Here is a 19,619-nt window from a genome sequence, read left to right on the forward strand (position 1 = left end):
AAAAAAAAAGGACATCGGTCCAAAAATGTCCTTTTTTTCAAAAAAAAAATGCTATATAATGGATATGATTTTCAAGACAGGAAAGGATAAATCTATGGAATTAGAATTCATTTTAGAACACATGCCAGAAGAAATCAGGCGGCAGACTACCCATAAAAATTACGTCAGCGGGGAAACCATTGTCCGCAAAGGCGAAGACGCCAAGCATGTCTATTTGATTACCAAAGGCAGCACCCGGGTCAGCAATGAATTCGCCAGTGGCCAGCGTTATACCTTTGCCTCTCTGGGCATAGCCGAGCTCATCGGCGACCTGGACGTATTGGCCGGCACAGGTGTCTATGCTGCCACCAATGAAGCCGATAGTGCCTGCGAGGTCATCGCCATGCGCGCTGAAACATTCCTTCAATGGATGCATATGGACAACGAATTTGCCGTAATGGTTGCCCGGATGCTGGCCGCCAAAATGTACCCTACCTCCAACGAAGCCGGCCGCATAAAATTCCAGCCGAGTTTTGAACGGCTCCACAGCTATCTTCTGAAGCGTCTGGGAGATATCCAGACCGATCTCTTCATCCTTCATACCAGCCGCCAGCAGATTGCTGACGATATCGGCACCAGCGTGAAAACGGTCAATCGCGGTGTATTGAAATTAAAAGAAGCAGGTCTTATCACCCTGCTCCACGGAAAGATCACCATCAACAAAGACCAGCAAAAAGCATTGAAAGATGCCCTTGCCGATGAATGAACCGGCCTCATGGCCTGACGCACAAAAAGCAAGATGAAAAGTCTGCTGATTTTTCATCTTGCTTTTCCATGCAAAAAACGGGAACCCCTTCATCCGAAAAGGCTCCCGTATATCATTCAAGTGGTGCTCGCCGAGGGATTCGAACCCCCGACCCCCTCCATGTGACGGAGATGCTCTAGCCAACTGAGCTAGGCGAGCAATATGGTGGGGTTAACAGAATTCGAATCTGTGACCTCCTCGATGTCAACGAGACACTCTAACCAACTGAGCTATAACCCCAATAAAAATGGTGACCCAGGAGGGACTCGAACCCCCGACCCTTTGATTCGTAGTCAAATACTCTAATCCAACTGAGCTACTGAGTCACAATAATTGCTCTCGCAATCAACATATATTATTATAGCGATTACGAAAGCAATTGTCAACACTTATTAAAAATTATTTTTCAAAAGCAGGTTCCGATGCCATAGTCTCCTCATCCTGCTTGTTGATGAGCTTGTTGAGCAGCGGTACCGTAGCAGCCATAACCACCGTTACGCCCAGGGTCACAAGACCGATCTGCGTGAAGACATCAGAATATACGCCCAACGTCAGAACAGGATCCGTAACATCCTTCGGCACAGCCGTGAGGCTGGCTACCCAACCACCGATGATGGAAGAAATAGCCGTGGTGAGGAACCATGCCCCCATCAGGAAGCCAATGAGTTTCTGCGGCACGAGCTTGGAAATCATGGACAAGCCCAGACCACTGATCAGCAGCTCGCCGATAGAGCTAAGGAAATAAGAACCAACCAGCCACCATGCAGATACGATACCGCCTTCGCTGGCAAAGTTAGCCGAGAAACCAACTACAAGGAAAGAACCTGCCGTCAGCAGCATGCCCAGAGCAAACTTAGCCGGCATGGACAGATCCTTGCCCTGGCTGCCAAAACGAGAATACATGAATGCCAGGACCGGGCTGGCCAGCATGATCCAGAACGGATTAAGCGTCTGGAAAACCTGCGCATCCGGAATGTTGATCCCCATGATGCTGTGTTCCACGTTCTTGATGGCAAAGAAGTTCAGGGACGTCGGCATCTGATTGTAAAGCGTGAAGAACACGATAGCTTCCACAATCAGGATCATTGCTGCGATCATATGGCTGCGGGTTGCACCCTTAGACTGGATGATCATCTTGAAGAATACACCATACACCAGGATGCCGATGATCAGGAGCAGCCAGTGAGCAACGGACAGGTGCGAGAGCAGCCAGCTGGAGACGAAGGTCATCGCTACCACACCAGCGATAACAGCAGCCAGTTTCGTGTAAGAAAGCTTTTCCGCACCAGCCGGGGAATCAATGCCCCGTACCAGATAACGGAAGCTGACAAAACCACCGATAGCCAGCACCAAGCCCATAGCGCAAATCATAAAACCTAAATCCAGGCCATACTTTGCACCGATGATCGGCACCAGCAACATGGAGATGAAGGAACCGATATTCACGGCCATGTAATACATGGTAAAGGCACTATCGAGTTCTTCTTCAGCCCCTTCATAGAGCTTGGAAAGCAGAGATGACGGATTTGCCTTGAAAATACCATTACCGCAGGCAATAGCGCCCAATGCCAGGAACACCATTTCCTTATTGGTTCCAGACATGCCCATCATAAAATAGCCAATCATCAGGACAACAGCACCCAAAGTGATGGTACGCTGCGTTCCCAGCACCTTATCCCCCAGGAAACCGCCGATGGATACATAACCATATACCATGGCGCTGAATGCACCAAATACTACAAAGGACTCTGCATCTTCCATGCCCAGGCTCTTAACGAAGAAGCCCGCCAGCACAGCCTGCAGACCGTAAAAACCAAACCGCTCCCAGAATTCCAGGAAGAAAAGCATATTAAACGCTTTTTTGCGATTCACAGGTTGCGTTTCTACCATAATCATTCTCCTAACTTCTCAAAAATACATATACACAGCATCACCAATCGGCAATGTTTGTTACGGGTAGACATTATAGCACAAATAAAAGTATCTGCAAAGTGTTGCAAAGTGTAAAAACTGTTACATATACAACTATACATTTTTCCGCTCTGTAAAACAAAGACATTTGTCCTATTGTTGCATGCATTTCTATATCTTACTGAATATATATCCTGTAAGAAAAAGTTGCGCATGAAAAATAGCACAAAAAAATATACATATCTGTAATGTTGTAATATAAAAGATACATTAGCACTCAATGTCCACACTGTGTATACACAGTCCCCTGCACTTATCTGCGGAACAAGTTTACAAAATTTGAACCATAATGCGGTATCTGTTACAATAAGGCAGGGATACGATCATACCGTCTCCCCTCGGAAATGAAACGTTTATTCTATTTACAAGGAAAGGTTTTGCTATGCTCTATATTATCAACAGCCTCATCACGGAAGGCGAATCCACTACCTTTTCTCTGGTCGGTGTGACCAGCGACAAGGACAAGGCTGCCCAATTGGCCGCAGATGTTTACAAAGATTACAACAAAGTTGCCTCCTTCCAGAACATCGAGATGATTACAGAATGGCTGGCCACCAGGAAGAGTTATTCCTTCCGCAAGGACAAAAGTCATCGCTTGCAGCTGTCTATCACGGAACTTGCAGAAGAAAGCGCCGCACCGGAAAACAAGATCATCTTCTCCGCAGCAGCAGAACAGGATGAACTGATGCGCAAAGTCAGCGAAGCCCTTTTCGAAGGCAAACATCATGCTGAGCGCAATAATGAAACACCTTCCTGTCCCATCGGCTGAAGCAGTGACTATTTACGAAAGGACCTTCCCTTTTGGGAAGGTTTTTTATTGTCCTGTCACGATTAAACAAAATAAAGTAATCCATAAACAGACACATGTCCTTTCTTGTTTCTTATTTTTTTCGTAAAATAGTGATAAATGGAAAACAAATGAATCATCACAAGGGAGTGTTGTTTATGGAAAGACATGGATCCTTCGTCCTGCAAGGCAATATCATTTATACCCCCGACAAAGATCATTTTATTACATTGAAAAATGGCTATATTGTAGTCGAAGAAGGCAGGATCTCGGCTATCTGTGCCACCAAACCAGCAGCAGCTGCTGCACTTCCCCTTAAAGATTGCCGCGGCAAGCTGATCATGCCAGGTTTTGCAGATCTGCATCTGCACGCGCCTCAGTATATCCAGATTGGCATGGGCATGGATGATCAGCTGCTGGACTGGCTCAACCGTTACACCTTCAAGGAAGAGCCGAAGTTCGCCGATCCTGATTATGCCCGCCAGATCTACCCCCTTTTGGCAGAAGAACTGGCTGATTGTGGCACTACCTCTGCTTCTATTTTTGCTACCATTCACCCGGAAAGTACGGATATCCTATGCGACATCCTCGCACAAAAGGGTTTACGTACCTATGTCGGAAAAGTCAATATGGACAATAATTCCGCACCGGCATTGACAGAAGACACCGCCCAATCTCTGTCAGACACCGAGGCCTTCATCAAAAAGTGGCATAAGCATCCGCTTGTCAAGCCAATCATCACGCCGCGTTTTGTCCCCTCTGTCACTGCAGGCATGATGACAGGCCTGGGAAAACTTGTCCGCGAATACAACGTGCCAGTACAGAGCCATTTATCGGAAAACAAGGGCGAAATCCAGCTCGTGAAGGAACTTTTCCCGGAAGACCAATACTATATGAGCGTCTATGACCGTTTTGATCTCTTCGGCACTACGCCGACCCTGATGGCTCACTGCATCCATCTGTCCGAAGAAGAAATTGCTATCATGGCCCGAAAAGATGTATATGCCGTGCATTGCCCTGCTTCTAATCTCAATCTAGCCAGTGGGCTGATGCCCCTGCGCCGGATGCTGGATGCCGGTGTCAAAGTGGTATTGGGCAGCGATATCGGCGGCGGTCATACCCTCTTCATCCCCCACGAAATCGTCCGGGCTATCGAAATTTCCAAAATCCGCAGCATCGACCATCCAGAAGAAGCGCCATTGAAACTTTGTGAAGCTTTCTATCTGGCTACAAAAGCTGGTGGATCCTTCTTTGGACAGACAGGAAGTCTGGAACCAGACTATAGTGCAGATTTCCTTGTTGTCACGCTGCCCATATTCCAACAGGATCGCACCATCGAGGAACAGCTGCAATACTTCATCTATCATGGCAGAGCACAAGATATCGAAGATGTTTATGTACAAGGACGGCCTGTCAAGCATACAGACAAACCTGCTGTTTAAGGAGTGCTGTCTATGGAACAGATCATAAGTGCAATCAAGAACATCAACCGTGAAGATACCATCATGGCTACAGCTTCCGGGCTGACTGCCGTTTTCCTGCTGGTGGATATCCCGGTCTGGGCCGTGTTCATCGGCTGGACCTGGTATCTGTCCATCGGTGCTGATGTACGTGCCATAAAAGAGGGTACCATCACCTGCATACTGGGTGGCATACTGGCCCTGTCGTCGGTGGTCTGCATCGATCTGCTGCAGCCTTGCCTGCCCTGGCTGCTGCCCAATATGATTGGCGTTTTCCCCAATATCCTGCTCCTGATTCTTTCCTTCAAGATTCCCGGCATTCAGCCGCTGGTTGGCTTCAATGCCTTCTCCTGCATTTTTGCCGGCTACTATCTGAACGCTTTCCCCGTCCATACCAATTACTGGCTCAATATCGTATTGGCCTTCCTCTATATCAACGGCGGCAATATCATCGGCCTGTTTGAAGGTTATATCGTACAGAAGATCTGCCGTTTGGCCGGCTATCCCCCCAAAAAGTAAATCCTCAAAGAAAAAAGCTGTGAAGCTGCGGATACATCCGCAGGCTTCACAGCCTTTGCTATATTCTGTAACTGGTGCGATTGGCGCGATTCGAACGCGCGACCTGCCGCTTAGGAGGCGGACGCTCTATCCAACTGAGCTACAACCGCAACATAAGATATTATAACAGAAAATGCACAAAAAATAAAGAGGCCAATCGGCCTCTTTTATGTTCAGGACTCCCGGCGGCAGATATCTGCTCCGAGCCCCACTAATTTCTGTACGAGATTGTCGTAACCACGATCGATGTGATGGATATAGCCGACCTGAGTCTCGCCTTCGGCAACCAGCCCCGCCAGCACCATAGCGGCACCAGCGCGAAGGTCAGTCGCCTTCACCTGACAGCCCGTAAGGTTCTCCACCCCTTCCACCACGGAAGTACGGCCATCAATCTTGATATTGGAACCCATACGTTTCAATTCATCCACATGCATGAAACGGTTTTCAAACACCGTCTCCGTCACCATTCCCGTGCCCTCGGAAATCGCCAGCATCGCCATGAACTGTGCCTGCATATCCGTGGGGAAACCGGGATATGGCATAGTCTTGATGTCCACAGCCTTGGTGCGTTTATTGCACGTCACGCGGATGCCATCCACATCTTCTTCAATCGTAACGCCAGCCTCTTTAAGCTTGGCAATAACAGGTTTCAGATGCTCACTGATGGCATTCTCGATATAAACATCCCCCTGAGTCATGGCTGCAGCCACCATATAGGTACCTGCCTCAATGCGGTCCGGAATGATGGTATAGTCACGGCCCGTCAATTTGGATACGCCTTCAATCTTGATGACGTTCGTGCCAGCGCCACGAATCTTAGCCCCCATCACATTGAGGTAATTGGCCAGATCGACAATCTCAGGTTCCTGCGCAGGGTTTTCCAGAACCGTAACGCCCTCCGCCATGGAAGCCGCCATCAGGATGTTCTCCGTAGCACCCACACTGGGGAAATCCAAATAGATTTTCGTACCCTTCAGGCCTTCCGGAGCAGTCGCCTCGATAAAACCATGACCGATCTTTATCTTCGCCCCTAAAGCTTCAAAGCCCTTCAAGTGCAGGTCAATGGGACGTGTCCCGATTGCACAACCTCCCGGCAAAGAAATCTTCGCCTGGCCGCAACGGGCCAACAATGGCCCCATGATCAAGAAAGATGCCCGCATCTTCCTGACCAGGTCATATGGAGCCTCACAGCTGCCAATCACCGTGCTGTCCACCTTCAGCTGATGTTTTTCTTCATCAAACTCAGCCTTGACCCCTAATTTTTTCAAAACCTCGGTAATGGTGTGCACATCCTCCAGTGCCGGAACTTCATCCAGGAGACTTTCCCTATCTTGTCCCAGGAGCGTCGCCGCAATGATTGGCAGAACGGCGTTCTTGGCTCCGCTGATTTTTACGCGCCCCTTGAGCGGACGCCCCCCATGTATAATCAACTTTTCCATTAAGTTCTTTATCCTCCTAATAGTCGCGCCTTTAAAAAGCACCAACCAATAGTTTACCATTAACCGCCAGTCTTTACAATAGGTCAGTTCACATTTACGCTCAGTCCCGTTCTACAGTCAATGCGGCATGGATCACATTATCAATGATGTAGCCGGTACTGAATTTTGTCTCTCCCGGAGTAGCCGCAGGTTTGCCGAATTTATCCAAGTTGCTGACCCTTGCCTTGGCCTTGCGGGCAGCAGCCTGCTGTGCCCGCAGCACTTCCCGTTTGCTGGGCGGATTCTGCACGGCACCGGGCGTGATGACGATTTCATTATTCCGCCCTGCCTTCTGCAGTTTCTGCAAGCGAGCCTCTGTTGTCAGCTTGCTTTCAGCCTCACTGGTCACATCCACACCAGCCTGCTGCAGGAGCATCAGACTGGTCACAGGCACCAGGCCGCCGCCGCGGATGTCGAGATTCATCGTGCCTGCAGGCTGGGCATCGGGCACCGTATACGGAATGATCAACGTTTCCTGCGATTTACGGTAAGGTTTGATGGTCGTCGTGAATTTCACGGTATCACCAGGTTTCACCTTCTTTTTGTCCGGTACTGCCGATACCAGCGAAGCCGTTTTACGCCCGCCATCCAAGGTTATATCCACCTGCACATCAATGATATCCGATTCTTTGTCCGTATTCTGGCAGATGGTACTCATGGCCTGCATGAGTTCCGCCATGGCAATCTGCCCTACATCTGCAGCATTGTAAAACATATTGTCCCGGACAAAGATCCCGTCCTTCACTGCATCCGTACGGATCTTGAAGCCGACTTTCGCCGTGCTGCCACTCAGATTATCGCTGGTCTTGGACAATGCCGCATAGGCAATACCACCAGACAGCTGCGGCAAGAAATCCTCATCATAGGCAATCCGCGCACCATAGTTATCATTGCGGGAAAGGGATTTATCCCTGACATTGACCTTGATGGGCACCACCGAAGGAAATTTCCCCAGGATACCGGATATCCCAGTGGCCCTGTCCTGATTGATGCGGCCAATGATACTGCCTATATTGGCAATCTTCATGCCATTGCTCTGGCCACTGATCGTACCGACAACCGTAGCATCCGTCATGAAGTAATTCACATTGCCCCGATGGAGGAAGGGATGACCGAAGGCCAGAATCTTATCTCCATCCACAGCCGTTACCGTTCCCGTTGCCCCCACAGCAAAATCACCATAAGCTACTGCCACACCAACAGCAGCGCCCGGCACCAGGCTGGCATGGTAATCGGTCGTATTCAGCTCCGCCCCGGTAGGTGCCCCCATAGGCAGGAACGTATAACTGTCCTGCGGATCGATCTGCCGTTTCAGGAAATCCAGCCCCGCCTGATTGAATCCGGAAAAATACATGACATCCTTGGGTTCGGATTTCACGTCCTTCTTTGCTGCCTTAGCTGGGGACTTATCCTTATCACCAGCATGTTCCCCGGCAGCTTCTGGCTGAGTCTTCTCTGACGCACCAGCCTTTTCTTTATCTTTCTGCGCATTTTTCCGTTCAGCTTCAGCAGCAGCCCGGGCACGCGCAATCAATTCATCTCCATAGACCTTCTTATCTTTGTTCTTGGCCCGTTCTTCCTTTTTTTTCTTATCCTCTTCGGCCTCTTTCTTTCTGGTCTCAGCAGCTTTTTTGAGATTCACCGTTGACAAAGTGGTCTTATTTTTATTATCCGGCATAGACCAAAGCGGTGTCATCTCATCAATCGGGGTGATGAAGAATGTGTAAGGCGTCATTCCCTTGATGCCAGCGGCCACCGCGCCGACCAGATAACCATTCACATAGACAGGGCTGCCGCTCATCCCCTGCAGGATACCGCCAGTCTGCTCAATGACCGGTCCGGAAGCCTTAGCCATGATCATGGGCTGGGAACCCTTGCCGTTATCCATATTACCTACAATATCCACCTGGAAATCTTTAAGCTGGCCACTGCTGTCCACTACAGTATAAGCCGTCCCCACCATGCCTTCCTCTACCTGACTGTGAGGCATAATAGGATCCATGGCATAGGTTGAAGCAGGTACCCACATCATCATACTGGCCAAACCTGCCGCCACCATCTTCCTTATATCTTTACGCAAAATCATTCACCTCATTTGCAGTTCTATCTCAAACTTATCCATCATTTCATTATACAGCCAGAAAATCCGTTTTGCTATAGGAACAAAGTCCCATAAGCATTTATTTTTTGGTCAGGATAAGGGCACTGCCCACATAGCGTTCCGAGCCATCACTCGGAGAGTTCTGTACCTGTCCGCCGATAACCAAGGCGCTGGAACCGCCACCGTCAAGATTCATGGCATCTTTGGCCCCCATCTTCACCAAGAGTTTCGCCCAATCAGTCAAAGTCAATCCCCGGCTGTTGCTCTGGCGGCCATCCACCACGCCGAAAAGATAGTTGCCATTTTTGAGAATGGCGACTGCACTGCGCGGTGCCCGTCCATAACGGATATCACCGGGGAATTGTTCCTCACCGGCAGTTACGCATACCTGGCCATTCTGCACCAGGCGCGGTCCGGCCCCCATGATATCCGGCGCCTTGTCCCAGCGAGCCCCCAGCTCCTGCGTGATTTCCCCCCGGTCACCGACCTGGACTCCCGCAAAGGCCTCGGCAGCAGTCCCATGTACTGACACCACCCAGCCATCAGCAGGAATCGGCGAATTGCCATCGCTGATGGCCGTTACCGTGCCATTGACCACCGTATACTCCTTGCCATACTCATTGGTACGGGTACGGCTGCCATACCAGTGGTTATAGATCGTGACATTATTGGCCCCTCGTTCGCAGTCCACACCTGAAACCGGCATACTGACCGAACCCAGCAGCACACTGCCTTCATAGGATACCGGCCCCATAAAGGGCTGGCCATAGCTGTTGATCCCTAACGCCGTGCGCCGATAATAGGTAGTCCCTGCCATATCCCCATCAATCTTGATCATGCCAATCGCATCACCATTCCCGGCAAAATAAGTAGCATTGACCGCAGCCACGGCATCGGTCATATCCGACATGCCACTGGTGGTCTGCAAGCCCGGAACACGTCCCTTGGCCAGCACCGGTTTGACCTTATAAAGATCCTTATCCGCCTCAACAAAATAAGCTGAAATCTTCCCCGCATCATCCCAATAAACATATTCACGTTTGGCCACACCCGGAGCCATCATTTCCGTATACAGGCCATCAAAATCCAGCGGCATCATATCCTTCATATCAGCACGGGCAGGCTTTGTTCCCGTCGCAGGTTTTGCAGGGATAACCGGTTTCCTGACGGCAGATTGCTGCGGCATGACATCCACGAAGATCCGATCCGGAGCAGCAAGTTTCCCCAATTTATAGGTCAGCCCCGGCCGCAGGCGGATACTTACGAGCAAATGCCCATCCTTCACCTTGTAATCTACAGATTCTACCCGGCTGCCAGAAATTGCTTCCTTGCTGACATAACGCTTGACAGCATCACTGAAATCCAGCGTCAGGACCCGCTTATCCGCTGACAGCGACACATTGTACCGGGGCATTTCCGACCAGTCAAAAACCAGCCGGTCATGCGCTGTCCCACTGTGATAACGCACAGCAGTCAGGTCTGCCGCTTCGATACAGGCGGGAGCACTCAAAAAAGATAACGTCAAAGCCCAAGCAGCTAAGCTGCGTTTTTTTATCAACAAAGAAAAAACCTCCTACATCAACAAACAAATCCGCAATGTACCGCCCCCTTTCAGGGAAGATGGCCACAAAGTGACCCTCTCCCTCGAAAGGGGGCGGCTTTTGCTATTCATTTTATCACATTTCACTTTTTTGTGCGACCTGTTGATTGGCTTTGAGCACCTGCGGTTTCAGCTGCTTATACATCATATCGGCAATACCGATGCCACCGCCGGCAGCTACTTTTTTCATCAGTTCATCATCCCGCATATCCTGAAAGATCTTCTGCCCATGTGACTCCCCAAAAAGAGAATCCTCGGGGACCGTTGCCCTCATCTGACGATACATCATGTTCAGGAACATAGCCTCAAAGCCCTCACAGGCTTCCTTCAATTCCTTGTCCCGCTTCGCCATGGCCGCATCATCCATGATATTTTTCCCTTTGCTGTTGGCTGCAGCAGTAGTCTTCCCCTGCAACTCCTTCAGCATATCCGCAAATTCAGCTGACTCAGCTGATGCCCGGGCAGAATCATAATTATTATTCGCCAGGGTTCCTAACCCCTGCGCGCTCAAAGGTTCTATCTGCATCATCCGCACCTCACTTAAATCAATTGCAGTTCCGCATGAAGGGCACCCGCGGCTTTCATCGCCTGCAAGATCGAAATCGTATCCCTTGGCGTTGCTCCTACGGCATTCAATGCACCGACGATATCGCTGACGTTGGCCGTAGCGGGCAATACGATGGTACTGGCTTTATCTTCCTTGACCTCTACATTTTCATTGCGGGTCTCAATGGTTGTACCATAACTAAAAGGTGCCGGCTGATTGGCTTCCTTCGTCTTTTTCACCTGGATTGACAGGCCGCCCTGAGTAATAGCAATCTCGTCTACCGATACGTCACCGCCCATCACGATAGTTCCCGTACGCTCATTGACGACAATCTTGGCCACTTTATCCGGCATCACCGGCAATTCCTCAATGGATGCTACAAACCCCACCACATTGCCCCGGTAGTAGGCAGGAATGTCAATATCGATACGTCCCGGATTAACCGCCACTGCAATGCCGCCATACTGGGAGTTGATCGCTGTTGCCATCCGGCTTGCCGTGGTGAAATCCGGATGGGAAAGTGACAACGAGAGCTTCCCATTATTGCCCAGATCATCTTCTACAGTACGCTCCACAATGGCTCCATTAGGTGTCATCCCCACCGTCGGAAAGTTCTTGGTTGCGGTGGACGAACCACGCCCGGCAGCAAACCCGCCTGTAGACACAGCGCCCTGAGCCACAGCATACACCGTGCCATTTCCTGCCCGCAACGGAGTCTGCAGCAAAGTCCCGCCCTGAATGCTATCCGCATCACCAATGGACGATACCGTAATATCAATGGTATCCCCTTCCCGGACAAAAGGAGGCAGTGTAGCCGTCACCATAACCGCTGCCACATTATCCGATTTCAGGGACCCTTGATTGACCGTCACCCCATAGGTCTTGAGCATATTGACGATAGACTGTATGGTCTCTGTTGTCTTATTGGAGTCACCGGTGCCATTAAGGCCCACCACCAGCCCATATCCCATCAGCTGATTGGAACGGACTCCCTGCACTTTGGCCACATCCTTTATACGCGTCACCGCGTTATCGGCTGCTGCCTGCGATGGCCAGCCCCCCAGCATCAGGGCACCAGCCAATAAACAAGCCAGTATTTTCTTCATACGAGCCTCCCATTTCATCAGAACAAAATGTTAAATACCTGCGTCAAAATCCCCTGCCGCTGTTTGGCATTGAGTGGCCCCTTGCCATCAAATCTCACCATGGCATTGGCGATTTTGGTGGAGGCAATGATATTATTGGCTGTCACATCTTCCGGACGGCAGATTCCCCGGAATGTGATCTTGTGTTCATTTTTGTTATGCCAGATAGACTGCGTCCCCTCCAGCACCAGATTGCCATTGGGCTGTATATCGACCACCGTCACCGTCACATTGGCTGTAGTCGAATTTTTCGCAGAAGATGCACCATTTGCTTTGAACGAATCTGAGCCGCTGGCCGATGCTGCCCGCAGGAAATCGAAAATCCCCACGCCTGTAGACAACGAAACATTGCCGCTCTTGCTGTTAGAACTTGATTTGCTGGTGGAAAGACTCGTGGACTCACTGATGGCAATCGTCAGGATATCCCCAACATCCTGCGCCTTCCGGTCGGAAAAGATATTGCGATATCTGCCACCGCCAGCCCAGAGGGACTGCGCCGAAGCTGCCGGTGGTGCGAGGCTCAGAAACAAGCCACCCACCGCCAATGCCAAAGCAATCTTTTTATGATATTGTTGTATCTGCATATTTCTTACCTGCCTTTACTGACCTGCAATTTCCACGGTCTCAGCATCAACGACCTTGCCGACGAGCATCTTGCCGGAACGGGCATTGCGCACTCGGATCGAGCCTCCGACCCTTCCCTTCTGCAAGGCAACGCCTTCCGCCTTAACCTGCACACCATGATAACTGGTGACCAGCTTCACAGGGCTGCCGGTATTGATTACCACGGGATTCTGCAGCATATTCTGCTCCAATGGCTGCCCCATATGGATATAACGCACGGGCACCCGCCCTGCGATATCCTCGTATTTTGTCAGATAACGCCCCGCACCGCCAAAGACTTCCCGTTCTTCGAGCCGTACAGCTTTTTCGCTGATTCCCTGCTCCAATGGCAGATTGCTGCCTGCCACCAGCACTTTCTCAAACACCTGCACCCGGTAATAGCAGATTGTACGGCGATAGAGTTTTTCATTGATATAGACCCGGATATGCACAGGCTGGACGTTGCCATAACGGAGTTTCCCCGGCAGTTCTGCTTCGTAGCGGATCTTTCCTGCCGGCAGGCGCATATCCGGCGGCGAAGTTGTCAGCGTCAGTACATAGCGCCTTTTTTCACCGATCTTATGCAGTTCAAGCTCCACCTGCTGTCGGGCAATCCCTGACAACTTCTGGGAACTCATCATCTGCGGGAAAGCCTCTGCCTGCTGTCTGCCGCCATAAAGGGCTTCTGCCTGCGGCAGAGAAACACAAAACAACAGACAGAAGAAGCCAATCCATAACATCCATGATGTAAATAGACTGGCCAGACGGGTTCTCTTAACTTTCATCAACGTTTCAAACCATTGGCAATTTCCAACATGGAATCCGACGTGGTCACTGCCTTGGAATTGGATTCATAAGCACGCTGAGCCACAATCATATTGACCATTTCTTCAACAATCTGTACATTGCTCATTTCCAGCGTATTTTGAGTCAGAGTGCCGCTCCCGTCAGTTCCAGGATTGCTCTCAATAGCATCCCCGGATGCCTCCGACACGATAAAGAGGTTCTTGCCGATAGCCGTCAGACCGGCAGGATTGACAAACCGCGCCAAAGTAATCTGCCCTACATTCTGCTGCGTACCACCTGCAGGGGTCTCCGAAACCTGACCATCACCAGAAATAACGATGGAATCCACAGGAGAATTCTCACCAAACGTAATGCCATCCGCCAGCAGATAACCATCGCTTGTTACCAGTCGCCGTTGCGAATCCAGCTTGAAGGAACCATCACGGGTATAACCTGTGGTCCCATCCGGCAAAGTCACCCGGAAATAGCCTTCGCCCTGAATCCCCACATCCAGCGGATTGTCTGTAGTTTGCAGCGGCCCTTGGGTTATCACCCGCTGGGTAGCCGCCACACGCGTCCCCAGTCCGATCTGCAGGCCCGTAGGATACTGATTGTCCTGTCCGCTCTGCGCTCCGGCATCCCGAAGGGTCTGATAGATCAGATCCTGGAATTCCGCCCGGACCTTCTTGCCGCCATAAGTATTGACATTGGCAATATTATTAGCAATCACATCAATATTAGTCTGCTGCCCTTTCATACCAGAAGCCGCCGACCAAAGCGCTCTCATCATAACGGGTTCCTCCCAACTATGCGAAAAATCTCAACAACAGCCCCTCTCACCGCTGCGCGGTTCCCCGACCGGGGTGTCCGCCGGACACCCGCGCCTTCGGCGCCCCCAAAGGGGGCGGGCTAGACTATAATGGTATATCGTTATCCTGCGCCCAAGAATACCTCTCCCATATATATCGAACAAAACTCCAAAAATCTTAAGACAATCTGCCAACTTCCCCCACAGATTTTTCCAACATGGAATCCTGCGTTGTGACGGCCTTGGATCCGGCTTCATAAAGCCGGTAATTATTGATAAGCTCTACCATTTCGGAAACCACATTTGTATTGGAACGCTCCAATAACCCCTGCTGGATCTCCCCTGTGGCTGGCTGCGGCTGCGCGCCTTCCTGAGGGAAATAGAGATTATCTCCCTGCTTGAGCACCGCCCGCCGGTTATCAAACTGCACAAACTGCAACTGCCCCACCTGCTGGCCATCAGCATAGATTTCCCCCTGGGAACCTACCATGACCTGAACTGCATCCTGCGGGATTGTGATACCTTGCCCATTCCGCCCCAAAACCATTTGCCCATTCACGGTCTGGATCTGGCCATTAGCCGACTTATAGAAATTCCCGTCACGGGTATACCGCACTCCATTTGGTGTCTGAATGGCAAAATAGCCTTCGCCAGATATAGCCAGGTCCAAGGGATTGCCTGTGGTCTCAAAAGCTCCCTGCGTATGCTCCGTAGCGATCTCATCAATATGCGAACCCAGTCCTAACGTCCCCACCACAGGATAAGAATCTCCCACATGGAACTGTTTGAAGCTGGTCACATCATTTTTATTGATGCCATCGTTGATACGCTTGATCAACATAGGATGGAACTCCCGGCTAACAGCCTCATCCCGCTTAAATCCATTTGTATTGGCATTGGCCAGATTATTGGCCAGCGTATCCGTACGCTTTGTTTCCGTAATCATGCCCGCACCAGCAGTATATAAACCACGCCACATAATGCGTCCTCCTTACCCCATCTCACATTTATCCTTGCTTCGTTTATTCGCGAAAAAAGGCGAAACTCCTTTCGGGTTTCGCCTTCGTCAAAAAATTATTTTCTTTCTATCAATGGCCTGTCTTGATGTTCTTGGCCTTGCCATCGAATTTGTCGAAGCTGTCCAGAGCCATACCGCAGCCAATGGCCACACAGCTCATGGCATCTTCAGCCAGCGCGGTGGGAATATCCGTCTCCTTGCGAACCAGCTCATCCAAACCATAAAGCATAGCTCCGCCGCCTGTGAGCACAATACCGCAATTCATCACGTCAGCGGCCAGTTCCGGCGGAGTTTCCTCCAAGACCTTCTTCACGCAGGCCACAATTTTCGTCACGGAATCATGCATGGCCGCCGAAGCCTGTTCCGTGGTGATGGTGACGTTCTTGGGCAGGCCGGAAAGCATATCGCGTCCGCGAATCTCCATCGTTTCATTGCGGGCACCCACGAAAGCGGCACCGACACGCATCTTGATGTCCTCAGCCGTACGCTCACCGATCATCATATTGAATTCCTTTTTCACATAGGCCATGATGTCCTCATCAAAACGGTCACCAGCCACCCGGAGCGATGCGCTGTTGACGATACCGCCCAGGGAAATCACCGCGATGTCCGTCGTGCCGCCGCCGATATCCACGACCATAGAACCACGTGGTTCCACGATATCCAGACCGGCGCCGAGAGCTGCCGCCAGCGGTTCTTCAATCAGCTGGGTATGGCGGGCACCAGCCTGCTCCGCAGCTTCCTGCACAGCTCTCTGTTCTACCATGGTGCAGCCGGAAGGAATGCAGATCATGATACGGGGACGGAATACAAAACGGCGGCCCACTACCTTTTCAATGAAGTGGCGCAGCATGCTTTCCGTGATATCATAATCCGCGATAACACCTTCACGCAGCGGACGGATGGCAACGATGTTGCCCGGCGTACGGCCAATCATCTGACGCGCTTCCTCACCGATAGCCAGTACCCGGTTGGTATCCCGGTCTACCGCCACCACGGATGGCTCCCTCAGGACAATGCCCTTGCCCTTCACATAAACCAGCACATTCGCCGTACCTAAGTCAATACCAATATCTAAAGACATGCCAAACATATGTCAAAAATCTCCTTCCGAAGTCATCTTCATCGCAACACACTATAATATATAATAAAAAAACATGAATTACAACAGCTTTCCCTTTTAAAATCGGATATAATTTTTAGCTCAGCCAAAAATTGACACATTTTCCCTTCATTTACAACATTTCACCAATTTTGCGAAAAATATTGCTTTTGTTTCTTTAAAAATCTTTGTTGACACCAGGTATTAATAGTGCTACGATTAACACGACTTAGGGATATATTTCACAATTAGACTCAGGGGGTAATAACAAAATGAACAACAGAAGAAAAATCGTCGTCATCGGCGCCAGCAACGTTGGTTCCGCAGTAGCCAACAAGATTGCTGACTTCCAGCTTGCTACGGAAGTAGTCCTCATCGACCTCAACGAAGACAAAGCTTGGGGCGAAGCTAAGGACTCCAGCCATGCAACGAGCTGCATCTACAGCACGAACATCAAGTTCCACCTCGGTGACTATGAAGACTGCAAAGATGCAAACATCATCGTTATCACTGCTGGTCCTTCCATCCGCCCGGGCGAAACTCCGGACCGTCTGAAGCTGGCTGGCACCAACGCTAAGATCATGAGCTCCGTAATGGGCGAGATCGTTAAACGTACGAAGGAAGCCATGATCATCATGATCACGAATCCGCTCGATGTTGCTACTTATGTTGTTTCCACCCAGTTCGATTATCCGCGCAACCTCATCCTCGGTACTGGTACGATGCTCGAAACTTACCGTTTCCGCCGCATCCTGGCTGACAAGTACCAGGTGGATCCGAAGAACATCAACGGTTATGTTCTTGGTGAGCACGGCAACGCTGCATTCGTTGCTTGGTCCACGACTGGCTGCGCTGGTTTCCCCATTGATGATCTGGATGAATATTTCCACCGCACGGAAAAACTCAGCCACGAAGCTGTTGAACAGGAACTGGTTCAGGTTGCTTATGATGTCATCAACAAGAAGGGCTTCACGAACACCGGTATCGCTATGGCAGCTTGCCGCTTCATCAAGTCCGTTCTCTATGATGAACACACGATCCTGCCCTGCTCCGCAGTTCTCGAAGGCGAATATGGCATCAAAGACGTTGCCCTCTCCATTCCTCGTATGGTTTGCGCTGATGGTATCATGCGCTCCTTCGAAGTTCATCTCACGGATGATGAACTGGAGAAGATGCACAAAGCTGCTCAGAGCGTTCGTTCCGCTCTCGATGGCGCTGGCATCAAATAATTGCTATATGGCAAACAAAAACGCTGGACTTTTGTCCAGCGTTTTTTATACGCAATTGATACGTTCGTGCTAAAAGTATTCCGTTCATACGCCATCAGCGGTTCACGGGGGAGTGCTTTTTCTGTTTCCGCTAAACGACCCTCCCTGCAAGATTAGAGTTACTTAGCCGGATGCGCCGGGCAAGCCAGCGGCGCGTCTTTCAACGTGCTCTTTAGCTGCTGCCTGCGTCGGGCCGGTCTTCGCTGCGCTCAGACAGTCGCTCCTACAGAAAAAGCACTTCCCCGTTCGCCTCAAGCCACGATTTTGCCAATTGGCACGAATCGGTTATCCCGCGACAAGAACATCGATGTGCTTGTAGCTTACAGCTAGAACATAGCAATATACACAAACGTAACTTTGGGTGGAGGTGGGGATGCTTTTTCGCCGACGGAACGACTGTCCGAACGAAGTGAGGACTGGCCCACAAACAGCATGTGCTGGACGCTTCGTTGACAGACGCGCCGCCGGCCTGCCCGGCGCCAAGTTGCTGGAAGTTGCGTACTTTTGCTGGCGGGTCATTTAGTGGAGCGGCGAAAAAGTATTCCCACCTCCGCCCCACTGCGCCGTAACAAACAGAGTTCAGGCGCGCACCAACAAACTGGCATGAATAAAGTCCGCTGACAAAACTTTTGTCAGCGGACTTTTAAGGTTTATGGGAATATTTTACATCGCTCTTTTGGCAGTTTGTTTTCAGCAGGTATGGCACTCGTCGTAGATGCCGGCTTTTTTCAGCGTATCGACAACCGTTGCACCGATATGGGCTACGGTATCGGCTACCTGAATATCCACGGCATTGAGAGCCTTGATCTTATCAGCAGCCGTACCTTTGCCACCGGAGATGATGGCACCAGCGTGGCCCATGCGTTTTCCCGGAGGCGCCTGACGGCCGGAGATGAAGGCTGCTACCGGTTTTTCCGGCATGTTTTCCTTGATCCACTTAGCCGCATCTTCCTCAGCCGTACCGCCAATCTCACCGATCATCAACACAGCCTTGGTTTCCGGATCCTCTTTGAAGAGCTGCAGTGCATCGATAAAGTCTGTGCCCTTGACCGGGTCACCGCCGATACCGATAGCTGTCGTCACGCCGATACCAGCATTCATCAGCTGGAACGCAGCTTCATACGTCAGGGTTCCGGAGCGGGAAACCAGGCCTACATGACCCTTCTTCTGGATATTGCCCGGGATGATGCCGAGCTTGGCTTCATCCGTGGTCAGGATGCCCGGGCAGTTCGGCCCGATCAGGCGGGTCTTCTTGCCTTCCATATAGCGGCGTACCTTGACCATATCCTCAACCGGGATGTGTTCCGTAATGCAGACCACCAAATCAAGTCCGGCATCCACACCTTCCATGATGGAGTCAGCGGCGAACCTTGCGGGTACATAGACCACGGAGGCCGTAGCCCCTGTTGCGTCCACTGCGTCCTTGACGGTGTTGAATACGGGAACACCCTCTACTACCTGGCCGGCTTTGCCCGGCGTCACACCAGCGACAATCTTCGTGCCATAGGCCAGCATCTGTTTCGTATGGAAGGTGGCCTGTTTGCCCGTAATGCCCTGTACGATTACCTTTGTATCTTTATTGACTAAAACACCCATGTCAGAT

The 19,619-nt window shown here is 50.7% G+C and carries 17 protein-coding genes and 4 tRNA genes; 5 read left to right on the forward strand and 16 right to left on the reverse strand.

All coding sequences use genetic code 11. The features are described 5' to 3' along the window. The first annotated feature begins 94 nt into the window (after positions 1-94). Positions 95-745, forward strand: coding sequence for a Crp/Fnr family transcriptional regulator (locus BUB68_RS04985; RefSeq protein ID WP_073088806.1), 651 nt, complete (start codon positions 95-97; stop codon positions 743-745). Between the two features lie 121 nt (positions 746-866). On the opposite strand, the gene BUB68_RS04990 is transcribed toward BUB68_RS04985, so the two are convergent. The 4 genes from BUB68_RS04990 to BUB68_RS05005 all read right to left on the reverse strand — a co-directional run bounded on the left by BUB68_RS04990 (position 867) and on the right by BUB68_RS05005 (position 2,674). Continuing rightward, positions 867-943, reverse strand: a tRNA-Val gene (locus BUB68_RS04990). Positions 944-947: 4 nt separating this feature from the next. After that, positions 948-1,024: transfer RNA gene (locus tag BUB68_RS04995), tRNA-Val, on the reverse strand. A gap of 8 nt (positions 1,025-1,032) precedes the next feature. Beyond that, positions 1,033-1,110: transfer RNA gene (locus BUB68_RS05000), tRNA-Arg, on the reverse strand. A 73-nt stretch (positions 1,111-1,183) separates the two neighbouring features. After that, positions 1,184-2,674: an oligopeptide:H+ symporter gene (locus BUB68_RS05005; protein WP_073088672.1), complete on the reverse strand. Its 1,491-nt coding sequence runs from the start codon at positions 2,672-2,674 to the stop codon at positions 1,184-1,186. A gap of 463 nt (positions 2,675-3,137) precedes the next feature. Between BUB68_RS05005 and BUB68_RS05010 the strand changes: the two genes are divergently transcribed. From BUB68_RS05010 to BUB68_RS05020, 3 genes are all read left to right on the forward strand, one after another. Beyond that, positions 3,138-3,524, forward strand: coding sequence for a hypothetical protein (locus tag BUB68_RS05010; RefSeq protein ID WP_073088673.1), 387 nt, complete (start codon positions 3,138-3,140; stop codon positions 3,522-3,524). A 176-nt stretch (positions 3,525-3,700) separates the two neighbouring features. Then, on the forward strand, positions 3,701-4,984 hold the full coding sequence (gene guaD, locus BUB68_RS05015) for a guanine deaminase (RefSeq protein WP_073088674.1): 1,284 nt from the start codon (positions 3,701-3,703) through the stop codon (positions 4,982-4,984). Between the two features lie 12 nt (positions 4,985-4,996). Beyond that, complete coding sequence (locus BUB68_RS05020) at positions 4,997-5,521, forward strand: DUF1097 domain-containing protein (RefSeq protein ID WP_073088675.1); 525 nt, start codon at positions 4,997-4,999, stop codon at positions 5,519-5,521. Positions 5,522-5,593: 72 nt separating this feature from the next. Here BUB68_RS05020 and BUB68_RS05025 read toward each other — a convergent pair. From BUB68_RS05025 to BUB68_RS05075, 11 genes are all read right to left on the reverse strand, one after another. After that, positions 5,594-5,670: transfer RNA gene (locus BUB68_RS05025), tRNA-Arg, on the reverse strand. Positions 5,671-5,733: 63 nt separating this feature from the next. Then, on the reverse strand, positions 5,734-6,999 hold the full coding sequence (gene murA, locus BUB68_RS05030; protein WP_073088676.1) for a UDP-N-acetylglucosamine 1-carboxyvinyltransferase: 1,266 nt from the start codon (positions 6,997-6,999) through the stop codon (positions 5,734-5,736). Between the two features lie 100 nt (positions 7,000-7,099). Further along, the gene (locus tag BUB68_RS05035; RefSeq protein WP_081371856.1) at positions 7,100-9,124 is read right to left on the reverse strand and encodes a SpoIVB peptidase S55 domain-containing protein; all 2,025 of its coding nucleotides are present in this window, start codon (positions 9,122-9,124) and stop codon (positions 7,100-7,102) included. A gap of 94 nt (positions 9,125-9,218) precedes the next feature. Further along, on the reverse strand, positions 9,219-10,700 hold the full coding sequence (locus BUB68_RS05040) for a phosphodiester glycosidase family protein (protein ID WP_073088677.1): 1,482 nt from the start codon (positions 10,698-10,700) through the stop codon (positions 9,219-9,221). Positions 10,701-10,815: 115 nt separating this feature from the next. Beyond that, positions 10,816-11,265 (reverse strand): rod-binding protein, encoded by a 450-nt coding sequence (locus BUB68_RS05045; protein ID WP_073088678.1) that lies wholly within the window; start codon positions 11,263-11,265, stop codon positions 10,816-10,818. Between the two features lie 14 nt (positions 11,266-11,279). Next, a complete protein-coding gene (locus tag BUB68_RS05050) occupies positions 11,280-12,392 on the reverse strand; it encodes a flagellar basal body P-ring protein FlgI (RefSeq protein ID WP_073088679.1) in 1,113 nt (370 codons plus the stop codon). A 17-nt stretch (positions 12,393-12,409) separates the two neighbouring features. Continuing rightward, positions 12,410-13,015: a flagellar basal body L-ring protein FlgH gene (locus tag BUB68_RS05055; RefSeq protein ID WP_081371857.1), complete on the reverse strand. Its 606-nt coding sequence runs from the start codon at positions 13,013-13,015 to the stop codon at positions 12,410-12,412. Positions 13,016-13,030: 15 nt separating this feature from the next. Then, positions 13,031-13,819, reverse strand: a complete 789-nt coding sequence (gene flgA, locus BUB68_RS05060; RefSeq protein WP_081371858.1) for a flagellar basal body P-ring formation chaperone FlgA — start codon at positions 13,817-13,819, stop codon at positions 13,031-13,033. After that, entirely contained in the window at positions 13,819-14,610 is a 792-nt protein-coding gene (gene flgG, locus BUB68_RS05065) for a flagellar basal-body rod protein FlgG (RefSeq protein WP_073088680.1), read from the reverse strand. Before flgG ends, flgA begins: the two co-directional genes overlap by 1 nt. Before the next feature lie 196 nt (positions 14,611-14,806). After that, positions 14,807-15,607: a flagellar basal-body rod protein FlgF gene (flgF, locus tag BUB68_RS05070; protein ID WP_073088681.1), complete on the reverse strand. Its 801-nt coding sequence runs from the start codon at positions 15,605-15,607 to the stop codon at positions 14,807-14,809. Between the two features lie 109 nt (positions 15,608-15,716). Continuing rightward, positions 15,717-16,739, reverse strand: a complete 1,023-nt coding sequence (locus BUB68_RS05075; protein WP_073088682.1) for a rod shape-determining protein — start codon at positions 16,737-16,739, stop codon at positions 15,717-15,719. Positions 16,740-17,020: 281 nt separating this feature from the next. Between BUB68_RS05075 and BUB68_RS05080 the strand changes: the two genes are divergently transcribed. Next, positions 17,021-17,977 carry an L-lactate dehydrogenase gene (locus tag BUB68_RS05080; RefSeq protein WP_014423306.1) on the forward strand — a complete coding sequence of 319 codons (957 nt, stop codon included), beginning with the start codon at positions 17,021-17,023 and terminating at the stop codon, positions 17,975-17,977. Positions 17,978-18,706: 729 nt separating this feature from the next. Here BUB68_RS05080 and sucD read toward each other — a convergent pair. Continuing rightward, complete coding sequence (gene sucD, locus BUB68_RS05085; RefSeq protein WP_073088683.1) at positions 18,707-19,612, reverse strand: succinate--CoA ligase subunit alpha; 906 nt, start codon at positions 19,610-19,612, stop codon at positions 18,707-18,709. Positions 19,613-19,619: the final 7 nt, after the last annotated feature.

Source organism: Pseudoselenomonas ruminantium (assembly GCF_900142515.1).
Lineage (GTDB): Bacteria > Bacillota > Negativicutes > Selenomonadales > Selenomonadaceae > Selenomonas_A > Selenomonas_A ruminantium_D.

Bases quoted from the DNA above. Each gene is read 5' to 3' on its own strand.
- BUB68_RS04985 (WP_073088806.1), top strand. From the start codon at position 95: ATGGAATTAGAATTCATTTTAGAACACATGCCAGAAGAAATCAGGCGG.
- BUB68_RS05005 (WP_073088672.1), bottom strand. From the start codon at position 2,674: ATGGTAGAAACGCAACCTGTGAATCGCAAAAAAGCGTTTAATATGCTT.
- BUB68_RS05010 (WP_073088673.1), top strand. From the start codon at position 3,138: ATGCTCTATATTATCAACAGCCTCATCACGGAAGGCGAATCCACTACC.
- guaD (WP_073088674.1), top strand. From the start codon at position 3,701: ATGGAAAGACATGGATCCTTCGTCCTGCAAGGCAATATCATTTATACC.
- BUB68_RS05020 (WP_073088675.1), top strand. From the start codon at position 4,997: ATGGAACAGATCATAAGTGCAATCAAGAACATCAACCGTGAAGATACC.
- murA (WP_073088676.1), bottom strand. From the start codon at position 6,999: ATGGAAAAGTTGATTATACATGGGGGGCGTCCGCTCAAGGGGCGCGTA.
- BUB68_RS05035 (WP_081371856.1), bottom strand. From the start codon at position 9,124: ATGATTTTGCGTAAAGATATAAGGAAGATGGTGGCGGCAGGTTTGGCC.
- BUB68_RS05045 (WP_073088678.1), bottom strand. From the start codon at position 11,265: ATGCAGATAGAACCTTTGAGCGCGCAGGGGTTAGGAACCCTGGCGAAT.
- BUB68_RS05050 (WP_073088679.1), bottom strand. From the start codon at position 12,392: ATGAAGAAAATACTGGCTTGTTTATTGGCTGGTGCCCTGATGCTGGGG.
- BUB68_RS05055 (WP_081371857.1), bottom strand. From the start codon at position 13,015: ATGCAGATACAACAATATCATAAAAAGATTGCTTTGGCATTGGCGGTG.
- flgA (WP_081371858.1), bottom strand. From the start codon at position 13,819: ATGAAAGTTAAGAGAACCCGTCTGGCCAGTCTATTTACATCATGGATG.
- flgG (WP_073088680.1), bottom strand. From the start codon at position 14,610: ATGATGAGAGCGCTTTGGTCGGCGGCTTCTGGTATGAAAGGGCAGCAG.
- flgF (WP_073088681.1), bottom strand. From the start codon at position 15,607: ATGTGGCGTGGTTTATATACTGCTGGTGCGGGCATGATTACGGAAACA.
- BUB68_RS05075 (WP_073088682.1), bottom strand. From the start codon at position 16,739: ATGTTTGGCATGTCTTTAGATATTGGTATTGACTTAGGTACGGCGAAT.
- BUB68_RS05080 (WP_014423306.1), top strand. From the start codon at position 17,021: ATGAACAACAGAAGAAAAATCGTCGTCATCGGCGCCAGCAACGTTGGT.
- sucD (WP_073088683.1), bottom strand. From the start codon at position 19,612: ATGGGTGTTTTAGTCAATAAAGATACAAAGGTAATCGTACAGGGCATT.